Annotated in this window: 20 protein-coding genes and 2 tRNA genes; 14 read left to right on the top strand and 8 right to left on the bottom strand. The window is 71.1% G+C overall.

Translation table 11 applies throughout. The features are described from left to right. Positions 1 to 107: 107 nt before the first annotated feature. Complete coding sequence (locus ACWED2_RS42150; RefSeq protein WP_449696105.1) at positions 108 to 581, bottom strand: Lrp/AsnC family transcriptional regulator; 474 nt, start codon at positions 579 to 581, stop codon at positions 108 to 110. Positions 582 to 782: 201 nt separating this feature from the next. Here ACWED2_RS42150 and ACWED2_RS42145 point away from each other — a divergent pair, with 201 nt between their 5' ends. Beyond that, positions 783 to 1772 carry a beta-ketoacyl-ACP synthase III gene (locus ACWED2_RS42145; RefSeq protein ID WP_449696104.1) on the top strand — a complete coding sequence of 330 codons (990 nt, stop codon included), beginning with the start codon at positions 783 to 785 and terminating at the stop codon, positions 1770 to 1772. Here the strand turns inward: ACWED2_RS42145 and ACWED2_RS42140 are convergent. Next, positions 1760 to 3253: an adenylate/guanylate cyclase domain-containing protein gene (locus ACWED2_RS42140; RefSeq protein ID WP_449696103.1), complete on the bottom strand. Its 1494-nt coding sequence runs from the start codon at positions 3251 to 3253 to the stop codon at positions 1760 to 1762. The two genes, ACWED2_RS42145 and ACWED2_RS42140, sit on opposite strands and share 13 nt — an antisense overlap. Before the next feature lie 64 nt (positions 3254 to 3317). Between ACWED2_RS42140 and ACWED2_RS42135 the strand changes: the two genes are divergently transcribed. Then, positions 3318 to 3815 carry an FBP domain-containing protein gene (locus ACWED2_RS42135; protein ID WP_449696102.1) on the top strand — a complete coding sequence of 166 codons (498 nt, stop codon included), beginning with the start codon at positions 3318 to 3320 and terminating at the stop codon, positions 3813 to 3815. On the opposite strand, the gene ACWED2_RS42130 is transcribed toward ACWED2_RS42135, so the two are convergent. Together ACWED2_RS42130 and ACWED2_RS42125 are read right to left on the bottom strand one after the other, a co-directional pair. After that, positions 3812 to 4645 (bottom strand): class I SAM-dependent methyltransferase, encoded by an 834-nt coding sequence (locus ACWED2_RS42130; protein ID WP_449696101.1) that lies wholly within the window; start codon positions 4643 to 4645, stop codon positions 3812 to 3814. The two genes, ACWED2_RS42135 and ACWED2_RS42130, sit on opposite strands and share 4 nt — an antisense overlap. A gap of 15 nt (positions 4646 to 4660) precedes the next feature. Next, complete coding sequence (locus ACWED2_RS42125; RefSeq protein ID WP_449696100.1) at positions 4661 to 5350, bottom strand: FadR/GntR family transcriptional regulator; 690 nt, start codon at positions 5348 to 5350, stop codon at positions 4661 to 4663. A 43-nt stretch (positions 5351 to 5393) separates the two neighbouring features. On the opposite strand from ACWED2_RS42125, the gene ACWED2_RS42120 reads away from it, so the two are divergent. Continuing rightward, complete coding sequence (locus ACWED2_RS42120; protein WP_449696099.1) at positions 5394 to 6017, top strand: GNAT family N-acetyltransferase; 624 nt, start codon at positions 5394 to 5396, stop codon at positions 6015 to 6017. Positions 6018 to 6086: 69 nt separating this feature from the next. Continuing rightward, entirely contained in the window at positions 6087 to 6860 is a 774-nt protein-coding gene (locus ACWED2_RS42115) for a sulfite exporter TauE/SafE family protein (RefSeq protein ID WP_449696098.1), read from the top strand. On the opposite strand, the gene hisC is transcribed toward ACWED2_RS42115, so the two are convergent. Then, positions 6841 to 7905, bottom strand: a complete 1065-nt coding sequence (hisC, locus tag ACWED2_RS42110) for a histidinol-phosphate transaminase (protein ID WP_449696097.1) — start codon at positions 7903 to 7905, stop codon at positions 6841 to 6843. The genes ACWED2_RS42115 and hisC overlap by 20 nt on opposite strands. Positions 7906 to 8029: 124 nt before the next feature. On the opposite strand from hisC, the gene ACWED2_RS42105 reads away from it, so the two are divergent. The 7 genes from ACWED2_RS42105 to ACWED2_RS42075 all read left to right on the top strand — a co-directional run bounded on the left by ACWED2_RS42105 (position 8030) and on the right by ACWED2_RS42075 (position 16568). After that, complete coding sequence (locus tag ACWED2_RS42105) at positions 8030 to 8659, top strand: dienelactone hydrolase family protein (protein ID WP_449696096.1); 630 nt, start codon at positions 8030 to 8032, stop codon at positions 8657 to 8659. Positions 8660 to 8789: 130 nt separating this feature from the next. Beyond that, positions 8790 to 10769 (top strand): acetoacetate--CoA ligase, encoded by a 1980-nt coding sequence (locus tag ACWED2_RS42100; protein ID WP_449696095.1) that lies wholly within the window; start codon positions 8790 to 8792, stop codon positions 10767 to 10769. Positions 10770 to 10807: 38 nt separating this feature from the next. Next, positions 10808 to 12523 carry a phosphatidylglycerol lysyltransferase domain-containing protein gene (locus tag ACWED2_RS42095; RefSeq protein WP_449696094.1) on the top strand — a complete coding sequence of 572 codons (1716 nt, stop codon included), beginning with the start codon at positions 10808 to 10810 and terminating at the stop codon, positions 12521 to 12523. A gap of 65 nt (positions 12524 to 12588) precedes the next feature. Next, positions 12589 to 12678: transfer RNA gene (locus tag ACWED2_RS42090), tRNA-Ser, on the top strand. A gap of 41 nt (positions 12679 to 12719) precedes the next feature. Then, positions 12720 to 12793 (top strand) — tRNA-Arg (locus ACWED2_RS42085). 800 nt (positions 12794 to 13593) lie between these two features. Continuing rightward, the gene (locus ACWED2_RS42080) at positions 13594 to 15222 is read left to right on the top strand and encodes a glycosyl hydrolase family 18 protein (protein ID WP_449696093.1); all 1629 of its coding nucleotides are present in this window, start codon (positions 13594 to 13596) and stop codon (positions 15220 to 15222) included. Further along, positions 15219 to 16568 carry a cellulose binding domain-containing protein gene (locus ACWED2_RS42075; RefSeq protein WP_449696092.1) on the top strand — a complete coding sequence of 450 codons (1350 nt, stop codon included), beginning with the start codon at positions 15219 to 15221 and terminating at the stop codon, positions 16566 to 16568. The genes ACWED2_RS42080 and ACWED2_RS42075 overlap by 4 nt, the downstream gene beginning before the upstream one ends. 59 nt (positions 16569 to 16627) lie before the next feature. On the opposite strand, the gene ACWED2_RS42070 is transcribed toward ACWED2_RS42075, so the two are convergent. Further along, positions 16628 to 17929 (bottom strand): aspartate aminotransferase family protein, encoded by a 1302-nt coding sequence (locus ACWED2_RS42070; protein ID WP_449696091.1) that lies wholly within the window; start codon positions 17927 to 17929, stop codon positions 16628 to 16630. Positions 17930 to 18016: 87 nt separating this feature from the next. Here ACWED2_RS42070 and ACWED2_RS42065 point away from each other — a divergent pair, with 87 nt between their 5' ends. Then, positions 18017 to 18922: a LysR family transcriptional regulator gene (locus tag ACWED2_RS42065; protein ID WP_449696090.1), complete on the top strand. Its 906-nt coding sequence runs from the start codon at positions 18017 to 18019 to the stop codon at positions 18920 to 18922. Here the strand turns inward: ACWED2_RS42065 and ACWED2_RS42060 are convergent. Then, complete coding sequence (locus ACWED2_RS42060; protein ID WP_449696089.1) at positions 18900 to 19367, bottom strand: hydrogenase maturation protease; 468 nt, start codon at positions 19365 to 19367, stop codon at positions 18900 to 18902. The two genes, ACWED2_RS42065 and ACWED2_RS42060, sit on opposite strands and share 23 nt — an antisense overlap. A gap of 120 nt (positions 19368 to 19487) precedes the next feature. Beyond that, positions 19488 to 20531, bottom strand: coding sequence for an SEL1-like repeat protein (locus ACWED2_RS42055; protein WP_449696088.1), 1044 nt, complete (start codon positions 20529 to 20531; stop codon positions 19488 to 19490). A 178-nt stretch (positions 20532 to 20709) separates the two neighbouring features. On the opposite strand from ACWED2_RS42055, the gene ACWED2_RS42050 reads away from it, so the two are divergent. Together ACWED2_RS42050 and ACWED2_RS42045 are read left to right on the top strand one after the other, a co-directional pair. After that, on the top strand, positions 20710 to 21381 hold the full coding sequence (locus tag ACWED2_RS42050; protein ID WP_449696087.1) for an HNH endonuclease family protein: 672 nt from the start codon (positions 20710 to 20712) through the stop codon (positions 21379 to 21381). A 9-nt stretch (positions 21382 to 21390) separates the two neighbouring features. Beyond that, on the top strand, positions 21391 to 22029 hold the full coding sequence (locus ACWED2_RS42045; protein ID WP_449696086.1) for an alpha/beta fold hydrolase: 639 nt from the start codon (positions 21391 to 21393) through the stop codon (positions 22027 to 22029). The last annotated feature ends 45 nt before the right edge of the window (positions 22030 to 22074 follow it).

Here is a 22074-nt window from a genome sequence, read left to right as displayed (position 1 = left end):
CCTCTACGCGATGCTCCGCAACGGCACCCACTACCGACACCCCGAACCCACCCCAGCCCCCGCAGCGGCTTGACAACCACATAGGGACACCCCCCCGGCGGACCAGCTTACGGGTCGAGCGGCAGGGTGAGCCCCACTTTCACGCGGTCCATCGCCACGCTCGTGGTGAAGTGCCGGACGTCCGGGTTGTCGAAGAACATCCGCCGGGTGAACGCCTCGAAGGCCGCCATGTCCGAGGACGTCACGATCAGCACGTAGTCCGCCGTGCCGGTGACGTAGTAGCACTGCTGCACGGCGTCTTCGGCGAGGACCTGGCGCCGGAAGCCTTCGAAGACCGCGAGGTTCTCCCGCTCCATCTCGACCGTCACCACGAACGTCATGCCCAGGCCGAGCGCCTCCGGCGACAGCACCGCCACCTCGCGCTCGATGACGCCCGCCTCGCGCAGCCGCTTGATCCGCCGCTGCACCGCCGCGGCCGAGAGGCCGACCTTCGCGCCGATGGTTTCGGCGATCGTGCGAGCGTCCGACTGGAGGCAGGCGAGGATGGCGATGTCGAGCTGGTCGAGGTCAGGTGTCCGCACTTCAGCAGGCTAACCGGCAACCCCGACAATCCGCCGGTGATCACTTTCGGGTGACGTCGCTCACTACTCCGTTCGAGGCGAAGATGAAACAACTTTTTGCGTGAGGTGGAACACAACTGACCGGTCTACCAGGGGGTAGCCCATAGAAGTGGAAGACCAGCCGGTCGCTCCGCCAACCCGCCGGCGTGGGGAGGCTTTCCAGTGCCCGCACCTGCCGCCGTGCTGACCGGTCTCGGTTCGTGGTTGCCGACGAAAGTCCTGGACAACCACGAGATCGCGGCCCGGCTCGACACCTCGGACGAGTGGATCCGGACCCGCACCGGGATCCGCGAGCGCCGCGTCGCGGGCCCGGACGAGTCCACTGTGGACCTCGCGGTCGGGGCCGGCCGCGAAGCGCTCGCGGGCGGCACGGCCGACGCCGTCGTCCTCGCCACCTCCACCCCCGACCAGCCCTGCCCGGCCAGCGCGCCGCAGGTCGCCGCCCGGCTCGGGCTCGGCACGGCCGCGGCGTTCGACGTCAACGCCGTCTGCAGCGGCTTCGTCTACGCACTGGCCACCGCGGCCGGGTTCATCGCGGGCGGGCTGGCCGAGCGCGTGCTCGTGATCGGCGCGGACACCTTCACCACGCTCGTCGACCCCGGCGACCGCACCACCGTGCCGATCTTCGGCGACGGCGCCGGCGCGGTGCTCCTCCGCGCGGGTGACGCCGGCGAGCCGGGCGCGTTCGGCCCGTTCGACCTGCACAGCGAGGGCGAGCACGCCGAGCTGCTGTGGGTCGAGGCCGGTGGCGCCCGGCGGCGGCTGTCGGACCAGCCGAGCGACCGCTTCCTCGCCATGCAGGGCACGGCCGTGTTCCGGCACGCCTGCGCGCGGATGGCGGAGTCGTCCCGGACGGTCCTGGACCGCGCGGGCTGGATGGTCGGCGACGTCGACCGCTTCGTCGGGCACCAGGCGAACATCCGGATCCTCCAGGCGACGGCGAAGCAGCTCGGCATGCCCGCCGACGCCGTGGTCGCCAACATCGACCGGGTCGGCAACACCAGCGCCGCGTCCATCCCGCTCGCACTGGCCGACGCCCGTGCCGACGGCACCCTCGCGCCCGGCCACCGCGTGCTGCTCAGCGCGTTCGGCGCCGGCCTCACCTGGGGTTCGACGGTGCTGACCTGGCCGGATCTGGATCAGCTCGCCTGAGGGGCCGCCGTCCAGGTCGGGGTCGCCTCCTGGCGGCCACGCAGCTCCAGCTCGCCGTGCTTCTCCCAGTGCGCGGCTTCGCCCGGCAGCGCCGCGGAGACGACGGCGTCGCTGGCGAGGACCCGTGACGGGACGGCCTTGGCGAGCTCGGTGAGCCGCGCGGCCTCGTTGACCGCGTCGCCGATCACGGTGTATTCGAGCCGGCTGCTGGTGCCGAGCTGGCCGGCGAACACCGGGCCGCTGGAGACGCCGATGCCGAGGTCGAGCTCGCCGGCCTCGCGCACCGCGTCCCGGATCGCGCGGGCCGCGGCCAGCGCGGCCGTCGGGGCGTCCGCGAGCCGGGTCGGGGCGCCGAAGATGCAGAGCGCGGCGTCGCCCTGGAACTTGTTGACCAGGCCGCCGCGGGCGTTCACCGCGGAGACGACCGCGGCGAACAGCCGGTTCAGCTTCCCCACCAGGTCCTCCGGCGGGGTGCGGTAGGCCAGCGCGGTCGAGTCGACGACGTCGACGAACAACGCCGTGACCTCGCGGACGTCGCCGGAGAGGGAAGCGCCGTACTCGAGGGCGTGCCGGGCGACCTCGGCGCCGACGTGCCTGCCGAACAGGTCCCGCATCCGCGCCTGTTCGCGCAGGCCGGAGGCGAGCTGGTTCACCGACGTCTGGAGCCTGCCGATCTCGCTGGCGTCGTCGACGTCCACGGCGACGTCGTTGTTGCCGCGCGCGATCTCGTCGAGCGCCACCCGCAGCCGGTGCAGGGGTGCCGCGACCGCCCTGGCCAGCAGTGCGGTGCCGATCGCGCCGACGCCGAGGCCGAGCACGGACAGCATGATCAGGCTCGCCGTGTGGTCGCCCGAGCCCAGCTCCGGCGGCGTGGCCATGAGCAGCACGCCGACGAACGGGACGCCGCTGGCCAGCGCCCAGGTGACGACCAGCCGGGTGAGCACGGTGACCGGGAGCGAGCCGCGCGGCGGCAGGACGTCCAGCGCGATGGTCATCACCGGCCGCGCCACCCATTCGGCCGCCAGGTAGGTGAGGCCGACGGTGGTGAGCCCGCCGAGCCCGATCACCGTGGCCGTGCCGACGGCGTCGTCGGCCGAGCCGAGCGCGCCGGCGAGCACGGTGAGGATCACGGTGCCGATCAGCCAGAGCGTGCCGCTGACCACCGCCATGTCCACCGGCAGCCGCAGCGCGCGGCGCGCCTCGCTCTCCGACGGCGGGCGGCCGAGCACGAACCAGATCGCGGTGCGGCGCTGCAGCCACGCCGTCCACAGCGTGCCGGCGAGCAGCGCCGCGGCGACGATGCCGGCCGCGGTCAGGCCGAGCACCCAGCCGCGGTCGCCGACGTCCTTGGGCAGGCCCTGCAGCACGAGCAGCAGGGCGACCACGCCGGAACCGGCGACGCTCGAGCCGATGCCGAGCCCGGCGAAGCCCAGGCTGGTGCGCAACACCACGCGGACGTTCTTCACGGCGATCTTGCGCACGGCGTCGATCGTACGGCCGAAAATGCGTGGCCACCGCCCGTGCCCGGTGGTTACCGTGCGGAGCATGGAGCCACTCGGCCAGGACGAGATCCGGGCCTCGTTCGTCAACTGCACGCGCGGCGAAGCCAAGGGGGTGACGCTGCCCGCCCAGCCTTCGGAAATCCCCTGGGAGCGGCGGGAGTTCCTCGGCTGGCGCGACCCGAAGGCGCCGGCGCGCGCCTACCTCGTGCTGCCCTACGGCGGCGAAGTCGTCGGGCTCGCCCTGCGTGCCGCGCCGCCCCCGAAGTCACGCCTGCGCAGCAACATCTGCGGCTTCTGCACGACGACCCACGGGCTCGCCGACATCACGCTGTTCTCCGGCAAGCGCGCCGGGAAGTCCGGCCGCGACGGCAACACGCTGGGCATCTACGCCTGCGGGAACCTCGGCTGCTGCCAGTACGTCCGGGGTGAGCTGAAGTCCGACGTCCCCCAGCCGTTCGAGACGCTCTCGCTCGAGGAGCGCATCGCGCGGCTGGAGGAAAAGCTGCACAAGTTCGTGGCGCGGGTGCTGGAGTCGCGTTAGAAGCGGTACCGCACGATGTGCGCGGTACGGGCCAGTGGCGGGAAGACCTTCAGCATCCGCAGCTGGAACCGGGTGATCGGGCCCATCCTGGCCAGCACCTCCGGGGTCGCCCAGTGTGCGGCGTCCAATGAGGACTCCAGCGTGAGGCCGCAGCGCTCGAGCTCGCGCGGGTCGTCGACACCCCAGTACAGCGTCGCGCCCGCCTTGCGCACCGGCGCGTTGAGCTTCTGGATCCTGATGGCGGTCCGGTTGAAGAGGTCGCAGATCAGCTCGCCGGACGGGAACTCGGCGGCCAGCCTGCGGAACAGTTCGGTGCCGGTCTCGGGCTTCAGGTACATCGTGAGGCCTTCGGCGACGATCAGCGTCGGCCGGTCCGAGGGCACCTGGTCGAGCCACTCGAACTCGGTCACCGACGAGGCGATGTGCGACTGGTTCGGTGCCCGGTCGTAGATCTTCTCGCGCAGTTCGATGACTTCGGGGTAGTCGACGTCGTACCAGTGCACGGTTTCCGGCGGCGCGAGGCGCTGGAACCGCGTGTCCATGCCGCAGCCCAGGTGCAGCACGATCGCGTCCGGGTGGGCGCGAAGGTACTCCGCGGCCCAGTCGTCGATCGGTTTCGCCCGCAGGACGACCGACACCGCGCGGTCCGGGGAGATGCCGATCTTGGTGAAGTCGTAGTCGATCCGGCGGACGGCGTCGTCGGCCGCCTTGTCGCCGAGGATCGGGTGGGCACTGCGGTAGTCGAGCGCGCGGCCGTAGAGCGTGGCCAGGTTGGTGGCTTTTTCTTCGGTGAAGTGGACCTTCTCCATCACGACCCCCAGAAGTTTCACAACGTTGTGAAAAGTCTAGCGCGTTTCGGGGCGGGCGGCGTAGTCGTGCGCGTACGTCTTGGCGTCCACCAGGTGCTTGAGGGTCAGCTCCCGGGCGGCGGCGGGATCGGACCGGCGGATGGCGTCGAGGATGGCGCGGTGGTCGGCGACGGCCTTGCGGATCTGCCCGGGCAGCCGCAGCGCCGCCCGGCGTTCCTCGCCGACCAGGGCGAGCACGGACCGCAGCAGCCCGGCGACGTCGTCGTTGCCCGCGTTCTGCGCGATCACCCGGTGGAACTCGGCATCGGCGGCGATGACGTGCAGCATGTCGCCGGCTTCGGCCGCCTGCGCCATCTCGGCGACGTTGTCCTCGAGCCGGCTGACGGTCTTCGGGGTGGCGTGCCGGGCCAGCCGTTCGGCGAGGGTGGGCTCGACCGTCGCCCGGAGGTCGAAGAGCTTCTCGACGAGCTGGTCGTGCTCGGTGAACCAGGTCCGCAGGGGCTGTTCCTGCTGCTCGCGGACGTAGGTGCCGGAGCCGGCGCGGATCTGGACGTACCCGATCGAGGCGAGGACGCGCAGGGCCTGCCGCAGCGAACCCCGGCTGATCCCGAGCTCTTCGCAGAGGACGCGTTCGGCGGGCAGCCGCGAGCCGGGCGGCAGGTCGCCGGAGTCGATCCGCGCCCGCAGCCGGTCGACGGTCGCGCTCCAGACCTGCTCGGTGTCCACGGGCTCATCCTCTCAGCTCACGGAATTGTCGGGGGTGGCTGCCATGATCACCGGCATGGACATCTTGGAGGCCTGGGTCCGCGGCTGGGCGGTGTCGCGGGCCACACCGGCACCGGTCACCGAGGCCGACGGCTACCGCGTCGACGTCGGCCTGCCGGGGCACCGGGTGCGCTACCTCCTGCGCTCACCGGCGGCGGTTTCCGCCCGGGCTCGAGAGGCGGCCGCACCGGGCACGTGGTTGAAGACGTGCGGCTCGCGTTCGGCGGTCCTGGCCGGCCTGACCGCCGCGTGGCGGGCGGGGGAGACGGAGTACCTGATGGCGATCGAGGGGCCGATGCCGCCGGTGGCGGTCCCACGGCCGTACTCGGTCGCGGTGTCGGGCGAGGGACCGGTTCGGGAGGTGGTCGTGTCGTGCGATGACGTCCCGGCGGCCCGCGGTCAGGTCGCGGTGGCTGCCGGTGTCGCGGTGTTCGACAAGATCGAGACGGAACCGGAGCACCGCCGCCGCGGCCTCGGCCGGGTGGTGATGCACCGGCTGGGCGAGGCGGCGGCCGCGAGCTCGGGCGTCCTGCTGGCTTCGGAGGCCGGGCGCGGGCTGTACACCGCGCTCGGCTGGCGCGTGGTGTCCGACGTCGTGCCGGCGCACGTCCCGGAAGGAGGTGCGTGACTGTCTGACCTGACACATCTGCCGCGCGGGAGTGGCCCACGATGCTTAGGCTCCGCACGTGATTGCTTCATGACGTGGTGGCACGCCCTGATCGTCGTGGTCGCGGGGGTCTGGGCGGGGACGATCAACGCCGTCGTCGGCTCCGGGACGCTCGTCACCTTCCCGGTGCTCGTCGCACTCGGCTATCCGCCCGTGACCGCCACCACCTCGAACGCCATCGGCCTCGCGCCCGGCACGCTCAGCGGCGCCTGGGGGTACCGGCACGAGCTCAGGGGCTACTGGCCGCAGACCGCCAAGTTCGCCGTCGCGTCCTTCCTCGGCGCCATCGGCGGCACCATCCTGCTGCTCTCGCTGCCGAAGGACGCCTTCGAAGCCGTCGTCCCGGTGCTCGTCGGGCTGGCCGTGATCCTCGTGATCATCCAGCCGAAGGTGTCGAAGTGGGTCGCCGAGCGGCGCGAGCAGAACGGGACCGAGCACAAACCCGGGCCGCTGCTGATGTTCTTCATCTTCCTCATCGGCATCTACGGCGGGTACTTCACCGCCGCGCAGGGCGTGATGCTGATGGCCGTGATGGGGATGCTGCTGTCCGAGCCGCTGCAGAAGCTCAACGGCGTCAAGAACGTGCTCGCCGCCGTCGTCAACCTCGTCGCCGGGGTCATCTACGCGTTCGTCGCGCCGGTCAGCTGGGCCGTCGTGCTGTGGCTGGCCGTCGGCTCGACCGCCGGCGGCTTCCTCGGCGCGAAGATCGGCCGGAAGCTGCCGCCGGCGGTACTGCGCGGCGTGATCGTGGTGATCGGCGTCGCCGCCGTCATCCAGCTGGTGGTCAAGCAGTTCGCGAAGTGAATTCGCGCGCCGCGGCCAGGAACAGGTCGTTCTCCTCGCGGGTCCCGATGGTCACGCGGACGCCGTCGCCGGCGAAGGGGCGGACCACCAGCTTGCGGTCCAGCGCGTGCTCGGCGAACGGCACCGCCTGGTCACCCAGCGGCAGCCAGACGAAGTTCGCCTGCGTCTCCGGCACCCGGTAGCCCGCCTCCAGCAGCGCCTCCCGCACCCGGCCGCGCTCGACGACGATCTCCTGGCAGCGCGCCAGGAGCTCGTCGGCCGCGTCGAGGGACGCCAGCGCGGCCACCTGGGCCAGCATGTTCACCGAGAAAGCCACGTACACCTGGCGAAGCGCGTCCGCGATCGGCTCGGGGGCCACCGCGTAACCCACGCGAAGGCCCGCCAGGCCGTACGCCTTCGAGAACGTGCGCAGCACCATGACGTTCGACCGGCTGTGCGTGTACTCGACGCCGTCGGGCACCTCGGGGTCGGTGACGAACTCCTTGTACGCCTCGTCCAGCACGATCAGCACGTGCTCGGGCACCGCGGCCATGAACCGCTCGAGCTCCGCGCGGCGCACCGCCGTGCCGGTCGGGTTGTTCGGGTTGCAGACGAAGACCACGCGCGTCCGGTCGGTGATCGCCGCGAGCATCGCGTCCAGGTCGAGCTCCTGGCCCTCGGTGATCGGCACCTTCACCGCGACGGCGTTCGCGACCTGCGTGACGATCGGGTACGCCTCGAAGGACCGCCAGCCGAAGATGACCTCGTCGCCCGGCGCGCACACCGCCTGGATCGTCTGCTGGCACAGCGAGACCGAGCCGCAGCCGATCGCGACGCGCTCCACCGGCACGTCCAGCTCGCGCGCCAGCCGCTCGCGCAGCGCCTGCGAGCCGGTGTCCGGGTAGCGGTTGATCCCCGCCGCGGCCTCGGCGATCGCCTGCGCGACGCTCGGCAGCGCACCGCCGGGCACCTCGTTGCTCGCCAGCTTGATCGCGCCTTCGATCGTCCGGCCGGGGACGTATTTCGGCAACGATTCGAGATCGGCACGCGGGGACACGGACGGCATCTTCGGCGCTCCTGGAATTCGACGGGACGACCCGCTCACCGTATCTTTTCCGCCCGCCGCCCCGCGACCGCCTTCGAGGGGCCGGGGCTTCCTCCCGTTCACCTCCAGGTGGTTGGGTGAGGCAATGACGTCGACCTCCACCGTGGACTACCCGCGCACCGACGGCGGCACCCTGCGCCTGACCTTTTCGGAACCCGAGGGCGCGCTGCGCGGCGGCTTGGTGGTGCTCCACGAGGCCGACGGCGTCACCGACGGGGTCCGGCTGCTGCTCGCCAGCCTGGCCACCGAGGGCTGGCTGACGGTCACCCCGCACCTCGAGAACGACCGCCTCACGCAGCAGGACCTGCTCGACGCGACCGACCTCACCCTCGCCTGGCTGGTCGAGCGCGGCGTCCAGGCCGACCTGCTCGGCGTGATGGGCTTCGACCTCGGCGGCACCGCGGCCCTCGTCGTCGCCTCGCACCGCAGGCTCGGTGCCGCGGTCAGCGTCGGCGGGCAGCGGGCCGCCGAACTGCCCGCGCTGGTCGAGATCGCCGGGCGGCTCACCAGCCCGTGGCTCGGCATGTACGGGGACGCCGGCGACGAGGCGGGCGGTGCCGACGTCGAGCGCCTGCGCGACGCCGCCGCGTCGGCGAAGGTCGCCACGAACGTCGTCCACTACCCGGGCGCGAACCACCGCTTCGACGCCGATCCGGGTGCCGCCGCGGAGGCCTGGCAGCGCACGCTCAACTGGTTCGACGCCCACCTGCGGTAGTCCGTCCATGCCCCCGCCACCACCCTCGCTCGAGGCGCTGTGCAGGTGTCGGCGGGCACCACCGCCGGCCCGGGTTCCATGTCGGTTTCGACCACGGTGACTTCCGGTCCCGAACGATTAGGCTCGGAGCGTGACGCACACCGCCGACGCCCCCGAAGTGCTCTGGCGCCCTGCGCCGGGCCACGTTGCCGACACCAAGATCGAAGCCTTCCGCCGGTGGCTGCGCGCCGAGCGCGGCGTCGAGGTGGACGACTACCGCGCGCTGTGGGAGTTCTCCGTCGAGCGCGGCCCGGACTTCTGGGTGGCGGTCGCGGACTTCCTCGGCGTCCGCTGGCACGACCAGCCCGGTGAGGTGCTCTCCGGCGAGATGCCGGACGCCGTCTGGTTCGAGGGCGGCACGCTGAACTACGCCGAGCACGCGCTGACCCCCGGCGTCGCGGGCGCGGCGAAGGCCGACGACGAGACGGCGGTGATCTTCCACCGCGAGGACGGTTTCGCGAGCCACCTGACGTACGGCCGGCTTCGCGCGCAGGTCGCCGCCGCCCGGGCCGCGCTGCTCGAACTCGGCGTCGGCAAGGGCGACCGGGTCGTCGCGCTGGCGCCGAACTGCCCGCAGACGCTGGTCGCGTTCCTCGCCGCGGCGAGCATCGGGGCGATCTGGTCGTCGTGCTCGCCGGACTTCGGCGTCCGCGCGGTCGCGGACCGGTTCGTCCAGATCGAGCCGAAGGTGCTGTTCGCGGTCAACGCCTACGCCTACAACGGCCGTCAGTTCGACATCCGGACGACGATCGCCGACCTCCAGGCGAAGCTGCCGTCGCTGGCCGCGACCGTGCTCGTCGAGTACGTCGGCGAAGGCCGCATGGACGGCGCTCTCGACTGGGACGAGCTGCTCGCGAAGCACGAGGGCGCGCCGCTGCTGTTCGAGCCGGTCGAGTTCGCGCACCCGCTGTGGGTGCTCTATTCGTCGGGCACCACCGGCCTGCCGAAGGGCATCGTGCACGGCCACGGCGGCATCACCCTCGAGCACCTCAAGGCCCTCGCGCTGCAGACCGACCTCGGGCCCGGCGACCGGTTCTTCTGGTTCAGCACCACCGGCTGGATGATGTGGAACTTCCTCATCTCCGGCCTGCTGGTCGGCACCACGATCGTGCTCTACGACGGCAGCCCGGGCTTCCCGGACCTGAACGCGCTGTGGCACCTGGCCGAGCAGCACCGCGTCACCTACTTCGGCACGTCGGCGCCGTTCATCCAGAGCTGCCTCAAGGCCGGCGTCAAACCTGCCGAGCGCTACGACCTGACCGGGCTGCGCGCGCTGGGCTCCACCGGCGCGCCGCTGAGCGTCGAAGGCTTCCGGTGGATCGTGAACGAGGTCGGGAAGAACGTCCAGATCTGCTCGGTCTCCGGCGGCACCGACCTGTGCGCGGCGTTCGTCGCGTCGGCACCCGACGTGCCGGTGTGGCTCGGCGAGCTGTCGTGCCCGGCGCTCGGTGCCGCGGTCAACGCCTTCGACGAGGCAGGCAAGGCCGTCGTCGAGGAGGTCGGCGAGCTGGTCATCACCAAGCCGATGCCGTCGATGCCGGTGTTCTTCTGGAACGACCCCGACGGTTCGCGCCTGCGCGAGGCGTACTTCGAGATGTACCCGGGGCTGTGGCGCCACGGGGACTGGATCCGCGTCACGAACCGCGGCTCGGCGGTGATCTACGGCCGCAGCGACTCGACGCTCAACCGCGGCGGCGTCCGGATGGGCACGGCGGAGTTCTACCGGGTCGTCGAGGGCTACGACGAGATCGCGGATTCCCTGGTCGTGGACACCTCGGCGGCCGGGAACGAAGATGGTCAGCTGATCTGTTTCGTGGTGCTGGCCGGCGGCGTCGCGCTCGAAGACGTCGAACCGCGCCTGCGGAAGGAGCTTCGTAGCGCGCTGTCACCGCGCCATGTACCCGATCGGTTCGTCGTGGTTTCCGAGATTCCTCGTACCTTGAACGGTAAGAAGTGTGAGGTACCGGTGAAGAAGATCCTCGCCGGAGTGGCTCCGGACCGGGCCGTCAGCCGGGACGCGCTGGCCAACCCGGCGGCCTTGGCGCCGTTCGTGGAGCTCGCCGGGGGGTAGATGGGGGGAAGCATGATCATCCACCACGGGTTGTACGGGTGGTGACGGGGACACGCGCGCAGATCACCTGGAAGGTGGCGGGGGCCACCACCGTGGGGGTGATCACCTGGGTGACCCGCCTGGCCGGGCTCATGACGCTGGGCTCGATCCTGATCCCCGCCGGGCGGCGCAGCCTGCGCGGGCACCTGGCCGAGTGGCTGGAGCTGCCGCAGGAGGCGACGGTCGCGGCGGCGACCGTGGCGCTGGTCATGGGCGTGCTGCTGGTGATGCTGGCCGCGGGGCTCCGGCGGCGCAAACGCCGGGCCTGGCAGCTGGCGGTCGGGGCGACGGTGCTGCTCACGGTGTCGCACCTCGGGCTCAAGCACGTCTTCGCGGCCGGCCTGGTGTCGGTGCTGCTGCTGGTGGGCCTGATCGCCAACCGGCGCTACTTCGTGGCGAAGCCGGACCCGGTGGTCGGGCGGTGGCGGGCCGCGCGCGTGTTCGGCCAGCTGGCGCTGGCCGGGTTCGTGATCAACGTCATCCTGCTGTCGGTGGCGCCGCGCGCGGCACTGGAGCCGATGGGCTTCGGCGACCGGCTCGCCGAGTCCGCGCTCGCGCTGGTCGCCGCCAGCGGGCCCGCGGTGTTCCACCAGATGTGGCTGGAGGACCTCACCGCCGCCGTCGGCCTGCTGTTCGGCCTCGCCGCGGTCCTGGTGTCGGCGTACTTCCTGCTGCGCTCGGCCGAGCCGGCGCCGCGCCTGACCGACGAGGAGGTCGAGCGGCTGCGCCGGCTGCTGGACGAGCACGGCGAGCGTGACTCCCTCGGCTACTTCGCGCTGCGGCGGGACAAGTTCGCGGTGTTCTCGAAGACGGGCAAGGCGGCGGTGACGTACCGCGTGATCGCCGGGGTGGCGCTCTGCTCGGCCGACCCGCTGGGCGACCACGAGGCCTGGCCGGGCGCGATCGAGGAATACCTGGAGGTCTGCCGCCGCGGCGGCTGGGTCCCGGCGGCGATGGGCGTGTCGGAGCTCGGCGCGACGGTCTGGGCCCGGTTCGGCCTGGAGGTGCTGGAGATCGGCGACGAAGCGGTCGTCGACGCGGCCGGGTTCACCCTGGACGGCCGCACCATGCGCGGCGTCCGCCAGGCGGCGGCCCGCACCAAGCGCGCGGGCTACAAGGTGCTGGTGCGCCGGGCCGAGGACCTGCGTCCCGGTGAGCTGGCCGAGCTGGAGGTCCTGGCGGCCACCTGGCGCGGCACGGACACCGAGCGCGGCTTCTCGATGGCGCTGGGCCGCATGGGCGACCCGGGGTCGGTGCTGGTGACGGCCGAGCAGGGCGGCCGCGTCCGCGGCGTGCTCCAGTTCGTGCCGTGGGGCAAGACGGGCCTCTCCCTGGACGTCATGCGCCGCGACCGCACGGCCGACAACGGCGTCAACGAGCTGATGATCTCGGAGCTCCTCCTGGCGGCGAGCCGACACGGCGTCACCCAGGTCTCCCTGAACTTCGCGGCGTTCCGCGCGCTGATGGAGCAGGGGCAGCGCATCGGCGCGGGCCCGGTCGCGCGCATGTCGGCGAAGGTGCTCCACTTCTTCTCGCGCTGGATCCAGATCGAGACGCTGTACCGCTTCAACGCGAAGTTCCAGCCGCGCTGGGTGCCCAGGTACCTGGTGTACCCGGGGGTCCGCGAACTCCCGCGGGTGGGCATCGCAACGTTCGAGGCGGAGGGCCTGGGCGGCCGCTCTCCACGCCTGCTCAGACTGCTGCGACGGGCATAAGGGGGGTCCCGTTCGGGGGTGATCGAGGGGTGTGTAACCTATCTGAGCAGTGGTCGTTGGGCCCAGGAGGCTTCGCCTAGTCTGGTCTATGGCGCCGCACTGCTAATGCGGTTGGGGGTAACCCCCCCTCCCGGGTTCAAATCCCGGAGCCTCCGCTGGTACCCGGTTCGCCGGGTGCTAGGTTACAACTGAACACGCGCCCGTAGCTCAGCTGGATAGAGCATCTGACTACGGATCAGAAGGTCAGGGGTTCGAATCCCTTCGGGCGCACGTCTGGTTGAGACAGCAGTACAAGGAACCCCCTGGTTTGCGCCAGGGGGTTCCTTGCTGTTTCGCCCCACGGAAATATCGGTTGTTCTACGGTGATTCCGTGGAGTCCCGCTGCAAACACGATCTGCCACCGGGGCAGTGCGCCGATTGCCTGCCGCCGCCTCCTGGTGTTCGTTCGCACGGCTACCGCACCAGCGGGGGTTCGGCCTACCACAACGACCCGGCCTGCGACTGGCTGCGGCGTGGTCAGCGCCATGCCGCCGCTCGCGGCCAGGAGACCCACGAGGCCGTGCCCATCGCCTGGGCGAGCGTGCGCCCGGGCACCCTCGAACCGTGTGAATACTGCTGCACCCCGGCATGGCTGGCTCGCCGGGCACCGGACGTCGCTCCGGCTTCGGCGCCCAAGCCGTGTCTCGTGCGGGACGGCGATGCGTGGTACCCCGGCCACCTCTCGTGGGAAGCGGCTCCGCGCGAGGATGGCCTGTGGTGGGCCAAGGTGCGGTACCGTCGGGACGGACAGGAACTGACCGTGGTCCGGAACCAGAACGCAGTGCGGCCAAGGGAGTGACGATCCGGGACTGACGTCGAGCGGGTGCGGATCGGGTGCGCTGCGTAACCGGTCTGGACCAGCAGGGCGCCGTCATCGCGCAGTGGTCTTGACCAGTGGCCACGCTCCGTGGTGACCCTTCCATCAATGGTCTGGACCACGTAACGTTTGCGCAAACGGCGCAAAACACCGCCCTGGTCCCCGCCGGCGGTGTTGGTTTCCGCCGTCCCTGCACCTGGCTCAAGGGAGAGCGATGTCCAGAAAGAGATGGCACCTCCTCGGTCTCTTCACCGCGGTCGGCGCGCTCGCGGTCGGCCTCGTCACCGTGCCGGCCAACGCCGCCGGTGGCGTCGGCGCCGCCTTCACCAAGGGCTCCGACTGGGGCACCGGGTACGAGGGCAAGTACACGATCACCAACGGCTCCGGCTCGACGTTGCCGAGCTGGACGGTCGAGTTCGACCTGCCTTCCGGCGCGAAGATCTCGTCGCTGTGGGACGGCAGCTACACCGCGTCCGGCCAGCACGTCACCGTCAAGAACACCTGGAACGGCAACGTCGGCAACGGAGGCACCGCCAGCTTCGGCTTCAACGTGGCGTACTCCGGCTCGTACGTCGCCCCGTCGAACTGCAAGCTGAACGGCGGCTCCTGCGACCCCGGCGGCGGCACCCCGACCACCACGCCGACCACCCCGACGCAGCCGACCACCACCCCGACGACGCCCACCACGCCCACCACCCCGACGACCACCACGCCGCCCCCGCCGGGCGGGCTGAAGAACGTCGGCTACTTCGTGCAGTGGGGCGTCTACGGGCGCAACTACCACGTCAAGAACATCGAGACGTCGGGCTCGGCCGGCAAGCTGACGCACATCAACTACGCGTTCGGCAACGTCAAGAACGGGCAGTGCACCGCGAACGACGACCCGTACGCCGACTACCAGAAGACCTACGACGCCGCGGGCAGCGTCGACGGCGTCGCGGACACCTGGGACCAGCCCGTCGCCGGCAACTTCAACCAGCTGCGCAAGCTGAAGAAGCTGCACCCGGGCCTCAAGGTGATCTGGTCGTTCGGCGGCTGGACCTACTCGGGCGGCTTCGGCCAGGCGTCGCAGAACGCGGCCGCCTTCGCGCAGTCCTGCTACAACTTGCTCAAGGACCCGCGCTGGGCGGACATCTGGGACGGCATCGACATCGACTGGGAGTACCCCAACTCCTGCGGCCTGTCCTGTGACACCAGCGGGGCCGCGGCCTACAAGAACCTGATGGGCGCGCTGCGGGCCAAGTTCGGCTCGTCGTTCCTGATCACCTCGGCCATCACCGCCGACGGCAGCAGCGGCGGCAAGCTCGACGTCGCCGACTACGGCGGCGCCGCGCAGTACGTCGACTGGTACAACGTGATGACCTACGACTACTTCGGTGCCTGGGCGGCACAGGGCCCGACGGCTCCGCACTCGCCGCTCACGAACTTCAGCGGCATCCCGACGCCGGGCTTCTACTCCGACGCCGCGATCCAGAAGCTGAAGAGCAAGGGCGTCCCGTCGAGCAAGCTGTTGCTGGGCATCGGGTTCTACGGCCGCGGCTGGACCGGCGTCACGCAGAGCACGCCGGGCGGCACCGCGACCGGCCCCGCGCCCGGCACGTACGAGCAGGGCATCGAGGACTACAAGGTCCTCAAGAACACCTGCCCGTCGACCGGCACGTTCGCCGGCACCGCGTACGCCAAGTGCGGCAGCAACTGGTGGAGCTACGACACCCCGGCGACCATCGGCGGGAAGATGTCCTACGCGAAGCAGCAGGGTCTCGGCGGCGCCTTCTTCTGGGAGCTCACCGGTGACACCACGGGCGGCGAGCTCATCACCGCGATGAAGAACGGCCTGTCATGAGGCGCCGGTGGTTGCCCGCACTCGGGCTGGCGGCCGCGGCCGCCACGATCGGTGCGATGTTCGTGATCGCGCCCGCGAACGCGGCGGGCGGCGTGTCCGCGACCTTCTCGAAGGGCTCCGACTGGGGCACCGGGTACGAGGGCAAGTACACGATCGCCAACGGCTCGGGCTCGACGCTCGCCACCTGGACCGTCGAGTTCGACCTGCCGTCCGGGGCGAAGATCTCGTCGCTGTGGGACGGCAGCTACACCGCGTCCGGCCAGCACGTGACGGTGAAGAACACGTGGAACGGCAATGTCGCCAACGGCGGTAGTGCGAGCTTCGGGTTCAACGTGGCGTACTCCGGTTCGTACGTGGCGCCGTCGAACTGCAAGCTGAACGGGGGTTCGTGCTCCGCCGGGGGCACACCCCCCACGACCACGACGCCTCCTACGACGACGACCCCGCCGACGACGACCCCGCCGCCCCCGCCGGGTGGCCGCGGTGCGCCGTACCTGTACATGGGCTGGGGCAGCCCGCCCAACCCGCAGACGGTGATGAACGCGACCGGCGTCAAGTGGTTCACCATGGCGTTCATCAACGCCTCCGGTGGCTGCAACCCGGCGTGGGACAGCAGCCGTCCGCTCTCGGGTAGTGCGGACGCCACGGCGATCTCGCAGATCAAGGCGGCGGGCGGCCAGGTCGTCCCGTCCTTCGGCGGCTGGAGCGGCAACAAGCTCGGGCCGAACTGCTCGACGCCGGCCGCGCTGGCCGGTGCCTACCAGCAGGTCATCAACGCCTACGGGCTGAAGGCGATCGACATCGACATCGAGAACTCCGACGAGTTCGAGAACGAGGCCGTGCAGGACCGCATCCTCGGCGCGCTGAAGATCGTCAAGCAGAACAATCCCGGGATCCAGACGATCCTGACCTTCGGCACGTCGACGACCGGCCCGAACTACTACGGCAACCGGCTCATCGACCAGTCGAAGGCGCTGGGCGCGAACGTGGACGTGTTCACGATCATGCCGTTCGACTTCGGCGGCGGCGCGAACATGTACAACAGCACGGTCAGTGCGGCGAACGGCCTGCGGGACAAGCTGAAGTCGACGTTCGGGTGGTCGGACGCCACGGCGTACGCCCACCTCGGCATCTCGGGCATGAACGGCCTGTCCGACCAGCAGGAGCTGACCGACCTGTCGACCTGGACCCAGATCACCAACTGGGCCAAGTCGAACAAGATCGCGCGCCTGGCGTTCTGGTCGGTCAACCGCGACCGGGGCTGCCCCGGCGGCGGCGTCCAGTCGGCGTGCAGCGGCATCGCCCAGAACGACTGGGACTTCACGAAGGTGACAGCGGGCTTCTGACGCTGTCGTGAACGGCCTCCTTGCCGGCTCCCCGGGCCGGCAAGGAGGCCTTCGTGTTTTCAGAGCAGCTTGACGGCGTCTCCGATCGCTTGGTCCAAAATAGACAGACCAAGCGAGATTTCCTCTTCGGACGCCGTCAGCGGCGGCGCGATCCGGAACACCCCGCCCATCCCCGGCAGCTGCACGATGTTCATGTGCAGGCCCAGTTCGAGGCAGCGCTGCGTGACTCGCGCGCCGAGCTCGTCCGAACTCTGCTTGGTCTCCTGGTCCACCACGAGTTCGAGGCCCGCGAGCAGGCCGCGGCCGCGGATGTCGCCGACGACCTCGTGGCGCCCGGCGATCTCTTCCAGGCCGCGGCGCAGCACCGACCCCAGTTCGCGGGCCCGTGCGTCGAGGCGGTCGCGGGTCAGCACGTCCAGCACCGTGTTGCCGACCGCCGCCGGGAGCGGGTCCGACACGTGCGTCGTGAAGAACAGGAACCCGCGGTCGTGCGCCTCCTGCTCGATCTCCGCGCTGGTCAGCACCGCGGCCAGCGGCAGCCCGGCGCCGAGCGTCTTGGACAGCGTCAGGATGTCCGGGACGACGCCGTCGCGCTCGAACGCGTACCAGTTCCCGGTGCGGCACAAGCCGGTCTGGGCTTCGTCGAGGATCAGCAGCATCCCGCGTTCACGGCACTTTTCGGCCAGCGCCGCGAAGTAACCCGGCGGCGGCTCGATGATCCCGCCGGAACTGAGGATCGGCTCGACCAGGCACGCGGCCAGGCTGCCGACCGACTGCGCGTCGATCAGCTCGAACCCGAAGTCCAGCTGGCGACGCCAATCCAGCTCACCGGCAGCGTCGGTGAAGTCCGGCCGGTACGCGTTCGGCGCCGGGATGGCGAAGTTGCCCGGCGCGGCCGGGCCGTAGCCGCGACGACCCGCGCTGTACGTCGCGCTCGCCGCCGCCTGCGTCATGCCGTGCCAGGACCGGGCGAAGGAGACGATCTCGTGCTTGCCGGTGACCAGCTTGGCCATCCGGACGGCGGCCTCGTTCGACTCGGCGCCGGTGGTCAGCAGCAGCGCCTTCTCCAGCGGCGCCGGCAGCGTCTCGGCCAGCCGCCGCGCCAGGTCGACGACCGGGCGGCTCAGCATGCCGCTGAACAGGTGGTCGAGCTCGCCCACCTGCCGCCGGACGGTCTCGACGATCTCCGGGTGCGCGTGCCCGAGGATCGCGCTCATCTGGCCGGACGTGAAGTCCAGGATCCGGCGGCCGTCTTCGGTGAAGACGAAACTGCCCTCGGCGTGGTCGATGATCTCGCGGGTGAAGGCGCCGCCGTAACGCACGAGGTGCCGGTCGACGTCACCCCAGAAGGTGTCAGCCATGGCTTCGACGGTAAGTCCGCGGCGAGCGACACGTCCATCTCACGATTCCGGCTTCCTTGTTCGGATTTGCCGAACAAGAATGGCGGCATGCTGAACCCGTGGCGCCTGCGGCTGCTGAGCCGGCTCGACACGCTGGGCACGGTCCGCGCGGTGGCGCAGGACGCCAACCTGAGCGCGTCCAGCGTGTCGCAGCAGCTGGCCGTGCTCGAAGCCGAAACCCGCACCCAGCTGCTGGAACGCACCGGCCGCCGGGTCCGGCTCACCCCGGCCGGGCTGATGCTGGCCCGGCGGGCGCGGGTGATCCTCGACCACATGGACACGGTGGAGGCGGAGCTGCGCAGCCTCGGCGAGGAGCCGGTCGGCCTGGTCCGGCTCGGGGCGTTCCAGAGCGCGATCCACACCTTGGCCGTCCCGGCGGTGACCCGGCTGGCGCACCCGCACCTGGAGGTCCAGCTGCTGGAGCTGGAGCCGCACGAGAGCATCCCGGCCCTGCGCGGCGGCGACGCCGACGTCATCATCACCACCACCGACTTCGTCGAGCTCCCGCTGGGCCCCGACCTCGACATCGTCCCGCTGGCGACGGACCCGATCGTGCTGGTGACGCCGCCGGACGCACCCCGCGGCCCGGCGGACCTGTCGGCCTACGCCGACGCGCCGTGGGCGCTGGACATGCCGCAGTCGTACATGGCGAACCTGACCCTGCGCCTGTGCCGCGAGTCGGGCTTCGAGCCGCGCGTGGTGTGCCGCTTCAGCAACTACCTGATGACGCTGCAGCACGTCGAGGCCGGTTTGTCGATCGCGCTGCTGCCCGGGCTGGCGGTGGACCGCCGCTACCGCGTGGCGACCCGGGAGTTGTCCACCCCGGTGACCCGCACGATCGCGGCGGTGGTCCGGCGGGGGACGCCGTTGCGCGCGGGGGTGAACGTCGTCCTCGACGCCCTGCGGCAGCCGCCGGACCTGCCGGAGTGGGTCACACTTCGGTCTTCTCCCTGACCGGCAGCTGCGGGCTCGCGCCCCACGCCAGCTCGGTGACCACCCGAACCGCGGCCGGGACCGCGGCCCGGACCGCCGCCGACAACCCGAGGCCGCCGTCGACGCACGCCGGTTCGCAGCTCAGGACCAGCACCCGGCCCGCGTCGCCGCCCAGGAGGCGGAGCAGGCGGACGACCGCGTCGCCGGGCAGGTCGTGCGTGTCCGGCGCCGAGGTGAGGGACAGCGTGCCCGGTGGCCCGCCGTGCGGGGTCGCGTCGAGCAGGATCGTCGTGTCGTAGCCGCCGGTCAGGTCGTACGCCAGGTGGACCGCCGCGATGTCGTAGTCGGCGATCTGCACCCACGGCGGCAGACCCGCCCGGTCCAGTTCCCGGAGCACTTCGACGCCGAACCCGTCGTCGTGCAGGAAGACGTTGCCAATACTCGCGACCAGGACACGTGGCCTCATTGCGCAACCTCCTGGGGTGCGCTTTCAGGCTAGAACTGTGAAGTGGATCACACAATAGGCTGTGTCATTCGGGGCTTCGCCCCGGCCGGGGGCTCCGCCACCCGGACCCCCGCAAAACGGTCAGTGTTGATGCTCCCGCTCGTCCTGCACGGTTTCCGCGCGCGCGAGCCACAGCTCGGCCTCGTGCGAAGCACCCCGCGCCCGCAGCATGCGCGCCAGGCTGAGCATGCCCTGGACGTCGCCGGTCTCGGCGGCCCGGCGGAACCACTGCTCGGCCGCCGCCAGGTCCTCGCGGTGCTCGGCGAGGTGGCCGAGGTTGGTGAGCGCCGGAATGCTGCCGTGCTCGGCGGCCTTGCGGTACCAGGCGGCGGCTTCGCCCTCGTCGCCGCGGTTGCGGGCCAGCACGCCCAGGTTGGTCATCGCCGCCGGGTCGCCGTGCTCGGCCGCCTCCAGGTACCAGGTTTCCGCCTCTTCGTGGTCGCCGCGGCGGTGCAGCAGCAGCCCGAGCCGGGTGACCGCCTCGACGTGGCCGCCGGTCGCACCCTGGCGGTACCACGATTCGGCGTCGCCCGGCCGGCCGAGCCGTTCGGCTTGCCTGCCGAGCTGGCAGGTGGCCGCGAGGTCGCCGGCCTGCACGGCGGACCGCCACCAGCGGGCCGCCTCGGCGGCCTGGCCGCGGTCGCGCAGCACGATGCCGAGGTCGATCATCGCGCCGGTGAAGCCCGCCTCGGCGGCCTGCCGCAGCCACGTCTCCGCCTCGTCGCCCTTCCCCTCTTCGCGCAGCAGACGGCCCAGCGCGGCCATCGACGGCAGGTCGCCGGTGCGGGCCGCCTCGCCGTACCAGTGCCGGGCGTCCGCGCGCTTGCCGCGGCGCTCGCAGGACTTGGCGAGGTACTGCATCCCGTGCGGCTCGCCGGCCAGCGCGGCCTCGTGGTACCAGCGATCGGCCTCGTCCTGCGCGCCGCGTTCGGCGAGGAGGTGGGCCAGCGCCGTCATCGAGACGCGGTCGCCGCCCATCGCGGCCTTGCGGTACCACGACTCGGCCTCGGCGAGCTCTCCACGCTCGCGCATCGCCTGGCCCATCCGGGCCATGGCGACGACGTTGCCGCCCTCGGCGGCTTTGCGCTGGAAGAACTCGTCGAACTTCTTGAGCCGGCCGGGCATCGGCTGCTCCCTCCGGATGGGTCCTGCTCCGGTAGTCGCAGATGATCGGCTCCATGTGACAGCTCCGCCGTGGGTGGGCGACGTCACATTCGCGCCAGGTCGTCGTGTCGGCGCGGTTGTCCCGCGTCGGCAGAGGTGAGACTACGCCGCGCGACCGTGCAGGTGAGAGGAGAAAATCGTGGCGGCCCGAGGCTTTCGGCTGAGCGTGACGCAGCGAACCCTGCTGGTAATCGCCGTACTGGCCGTCGCGCTCTTCGGGTACTGGGCGACGAGGGGCGCGGGCGCCGCCCCGCCGACGTCCGGCGCGCCGGCCCCGGTCAGCGCGGGCGACGCGCAGAAGCAGCTCGACGAGCTGACCATCGCCGCGCGGACGTCCATGGACGGCTATTCGCGCGAGAAGTTCCCGCACTGGGACAGCCAGGGGTCCGGTTGCGACACCCGCGAAGTCGTCCTCAAGCGCGACGGCAAGGACGTCAAGACCGACAAGGACTGCAAGGCGCTGTCCGGCACTTGGACCAGCGTCTACGACGACGAGACCTGGACCAAGCCGACCGACCTCGACATCGACCACATGGTCCCGCTCGGGCAGGCGTGGGCGAGCGGCGCGAAGTCGTGGACGACCGAGAAGCGCGAGCAGTTCGCCAACGACCTGACCCGGCCGCAGCTGTTCGCCGTCACCGACAACGTCAACCAGCAGAAGAGCGACAAGGCGCCCGACCAGTGGAAGCCGCCGCTGGTCGCCTTCTGGTGCACCTACGCCACCGACTGGATCGTGGTGAAGCACTACTACGGGCTCACCATCACGCAGGCCGAGAAGACCGCCTTGACCGACATGCTGCGCCGCTGCTGAGCTGGCCGCGTGACAACTTTCGCGCTCATCCACGGAGGCGGCGGCAGCGGCTGGGACTTCCACCTGCTCATCCCGGAGCTCGAGGCTCGCGGGCACGACGCGGTGGCGCCGGACCTGCCGATCACCGACCGCTCGGCCGGGCTGACGGAGTTCACCGAGACGGTGCTGGCCGCGCTGGGCGACCGCACGGACGTCGCCGTCGTCGGCCATTCGTACGGCGGGTTCACCGCGCCGCTGGTCGCGGCGAAGGTCCGGGCGCGGCTGCTGGTGTACCTGGCCGGGATGATCCCGGCGCCGGGGGAGCAGCCGGGGCAGTGGTGGGGCAACACGGGTTTCGAGGCCCCGAAGGGCCTGAGCGAGACCGAGCAGTTCTTCAACGGCGTCCCGGCGGAGCTCGCCGAGGCGTGCCAGGCGCACGGCCGCGAGCAGGTCAGCAAGGAGTGGGACGAGCCGTGGCCGCTCCCGGCCCACCCGGACGTCCCGACCCGGGTGCTGCTGGCCCGCGACGACCGGTTCTTCGTCCCGGACTTCCAGCGGCGGGTGTCCCGCGAGCGCCTCGGCGTCGAGCCGGACGAGCTCGACGGCCCGCACTGCGTGCCGCTCAGCCACCCCGGCGCGCTGGCCGACCGGTTGGTGAGCTATCTCTGATTGCGCCGATCGGCGCTTAAAGGTCTAGACCTATTGACTGTGTGG

The organism is Amycolatopsis sp. NPDC005003, from assembly GCF_053600695.1.
Note: the sequence above shows the minus strand (reverse complement) of the source record. Positions and strands in the feature narration are given on the sequence as shown.

Bases quoted from the DNA above. Each gene is read 5' to 3' on its own strand.
- ACWED2_RS42115 (WP_449696098.1), top strand. From the start codon at position 6,087: ATGACGTGGTGGCACGCCCTGATCGTCGTGGTCGCGGGGGTCTGGGCG.
- ACWED2_RS42060 (WP_449696089.1), bottom strand. From the start codon at position 19,367: ATGAGGCCACGTGTCCTGGTCGCGAGTATTGGCAACGTCTTCCTGCAC.
- ACWED2_RS42065 (WP_449696090.1), top strand. From the start codon at position 18,017: ATGCTGAACCCGTGGCGCCTGCGGCTGCTGAGCCGGCTCGACACGCTG.
- ACWED2_RS42105 (WP_449696096.1), top strand. From the start codon at position 8,030: ATGACGTCGACCTCCACCGTGGACTACCCGCGCACCGACGGCGGCACC.
- ACWED2_RS42070 (WP_449696091.1), bottom strand. From the start codon at position 17,929: ATGGCTGACACCTTCTGGGGTGACGTCGACCGGCACCTCGTGCGTTAC.
- ACWED2_RS42075 (WP_449696092.1), top strand. From the start codon at position 15,219: ATGAGGCGCCGGTGGTTGCCCGCACTCGGGCTGGCGGCCGCGGCCGCC.
- ACWED2_RS42055 (WP_449696088.1), bottom strand. From the start codon at position 20,531: ATGCCCGGCCGGCTCAAGAAGTTCGACGAGTTCTTCCAGCGCAAAGCC.
- ACWED2_RS42080 (WP_449696093.1), top strand. From the start codon at position 13,594: ATGTCCAGAAAGAGATGGCACCTCCTCGGTCTCTTCACCGCGGTCGGC.
- ACWED2_RS42135 (WP_449696102.1), top strand. From the start codon at position 3,318: ATGGAGCCACTCGGCCAGGACGAGATCCGGGCCTCGTTCGTCAACTGC.
- ACWED2_RS42120 (WP_449696099.1), top strand. From the start codon at position 5,394: ATGATCACCGGCATGGACATCTTGGAGGCCTGGGTCCGCGGCTGGGCG.
- hisC (WP_449696097.1), bottom strand. From the start codon at position 7,905: ATGCCGTCCGTGTCCCCGCGTGCCGATCTCGAATCGTTGCCGAAATAC.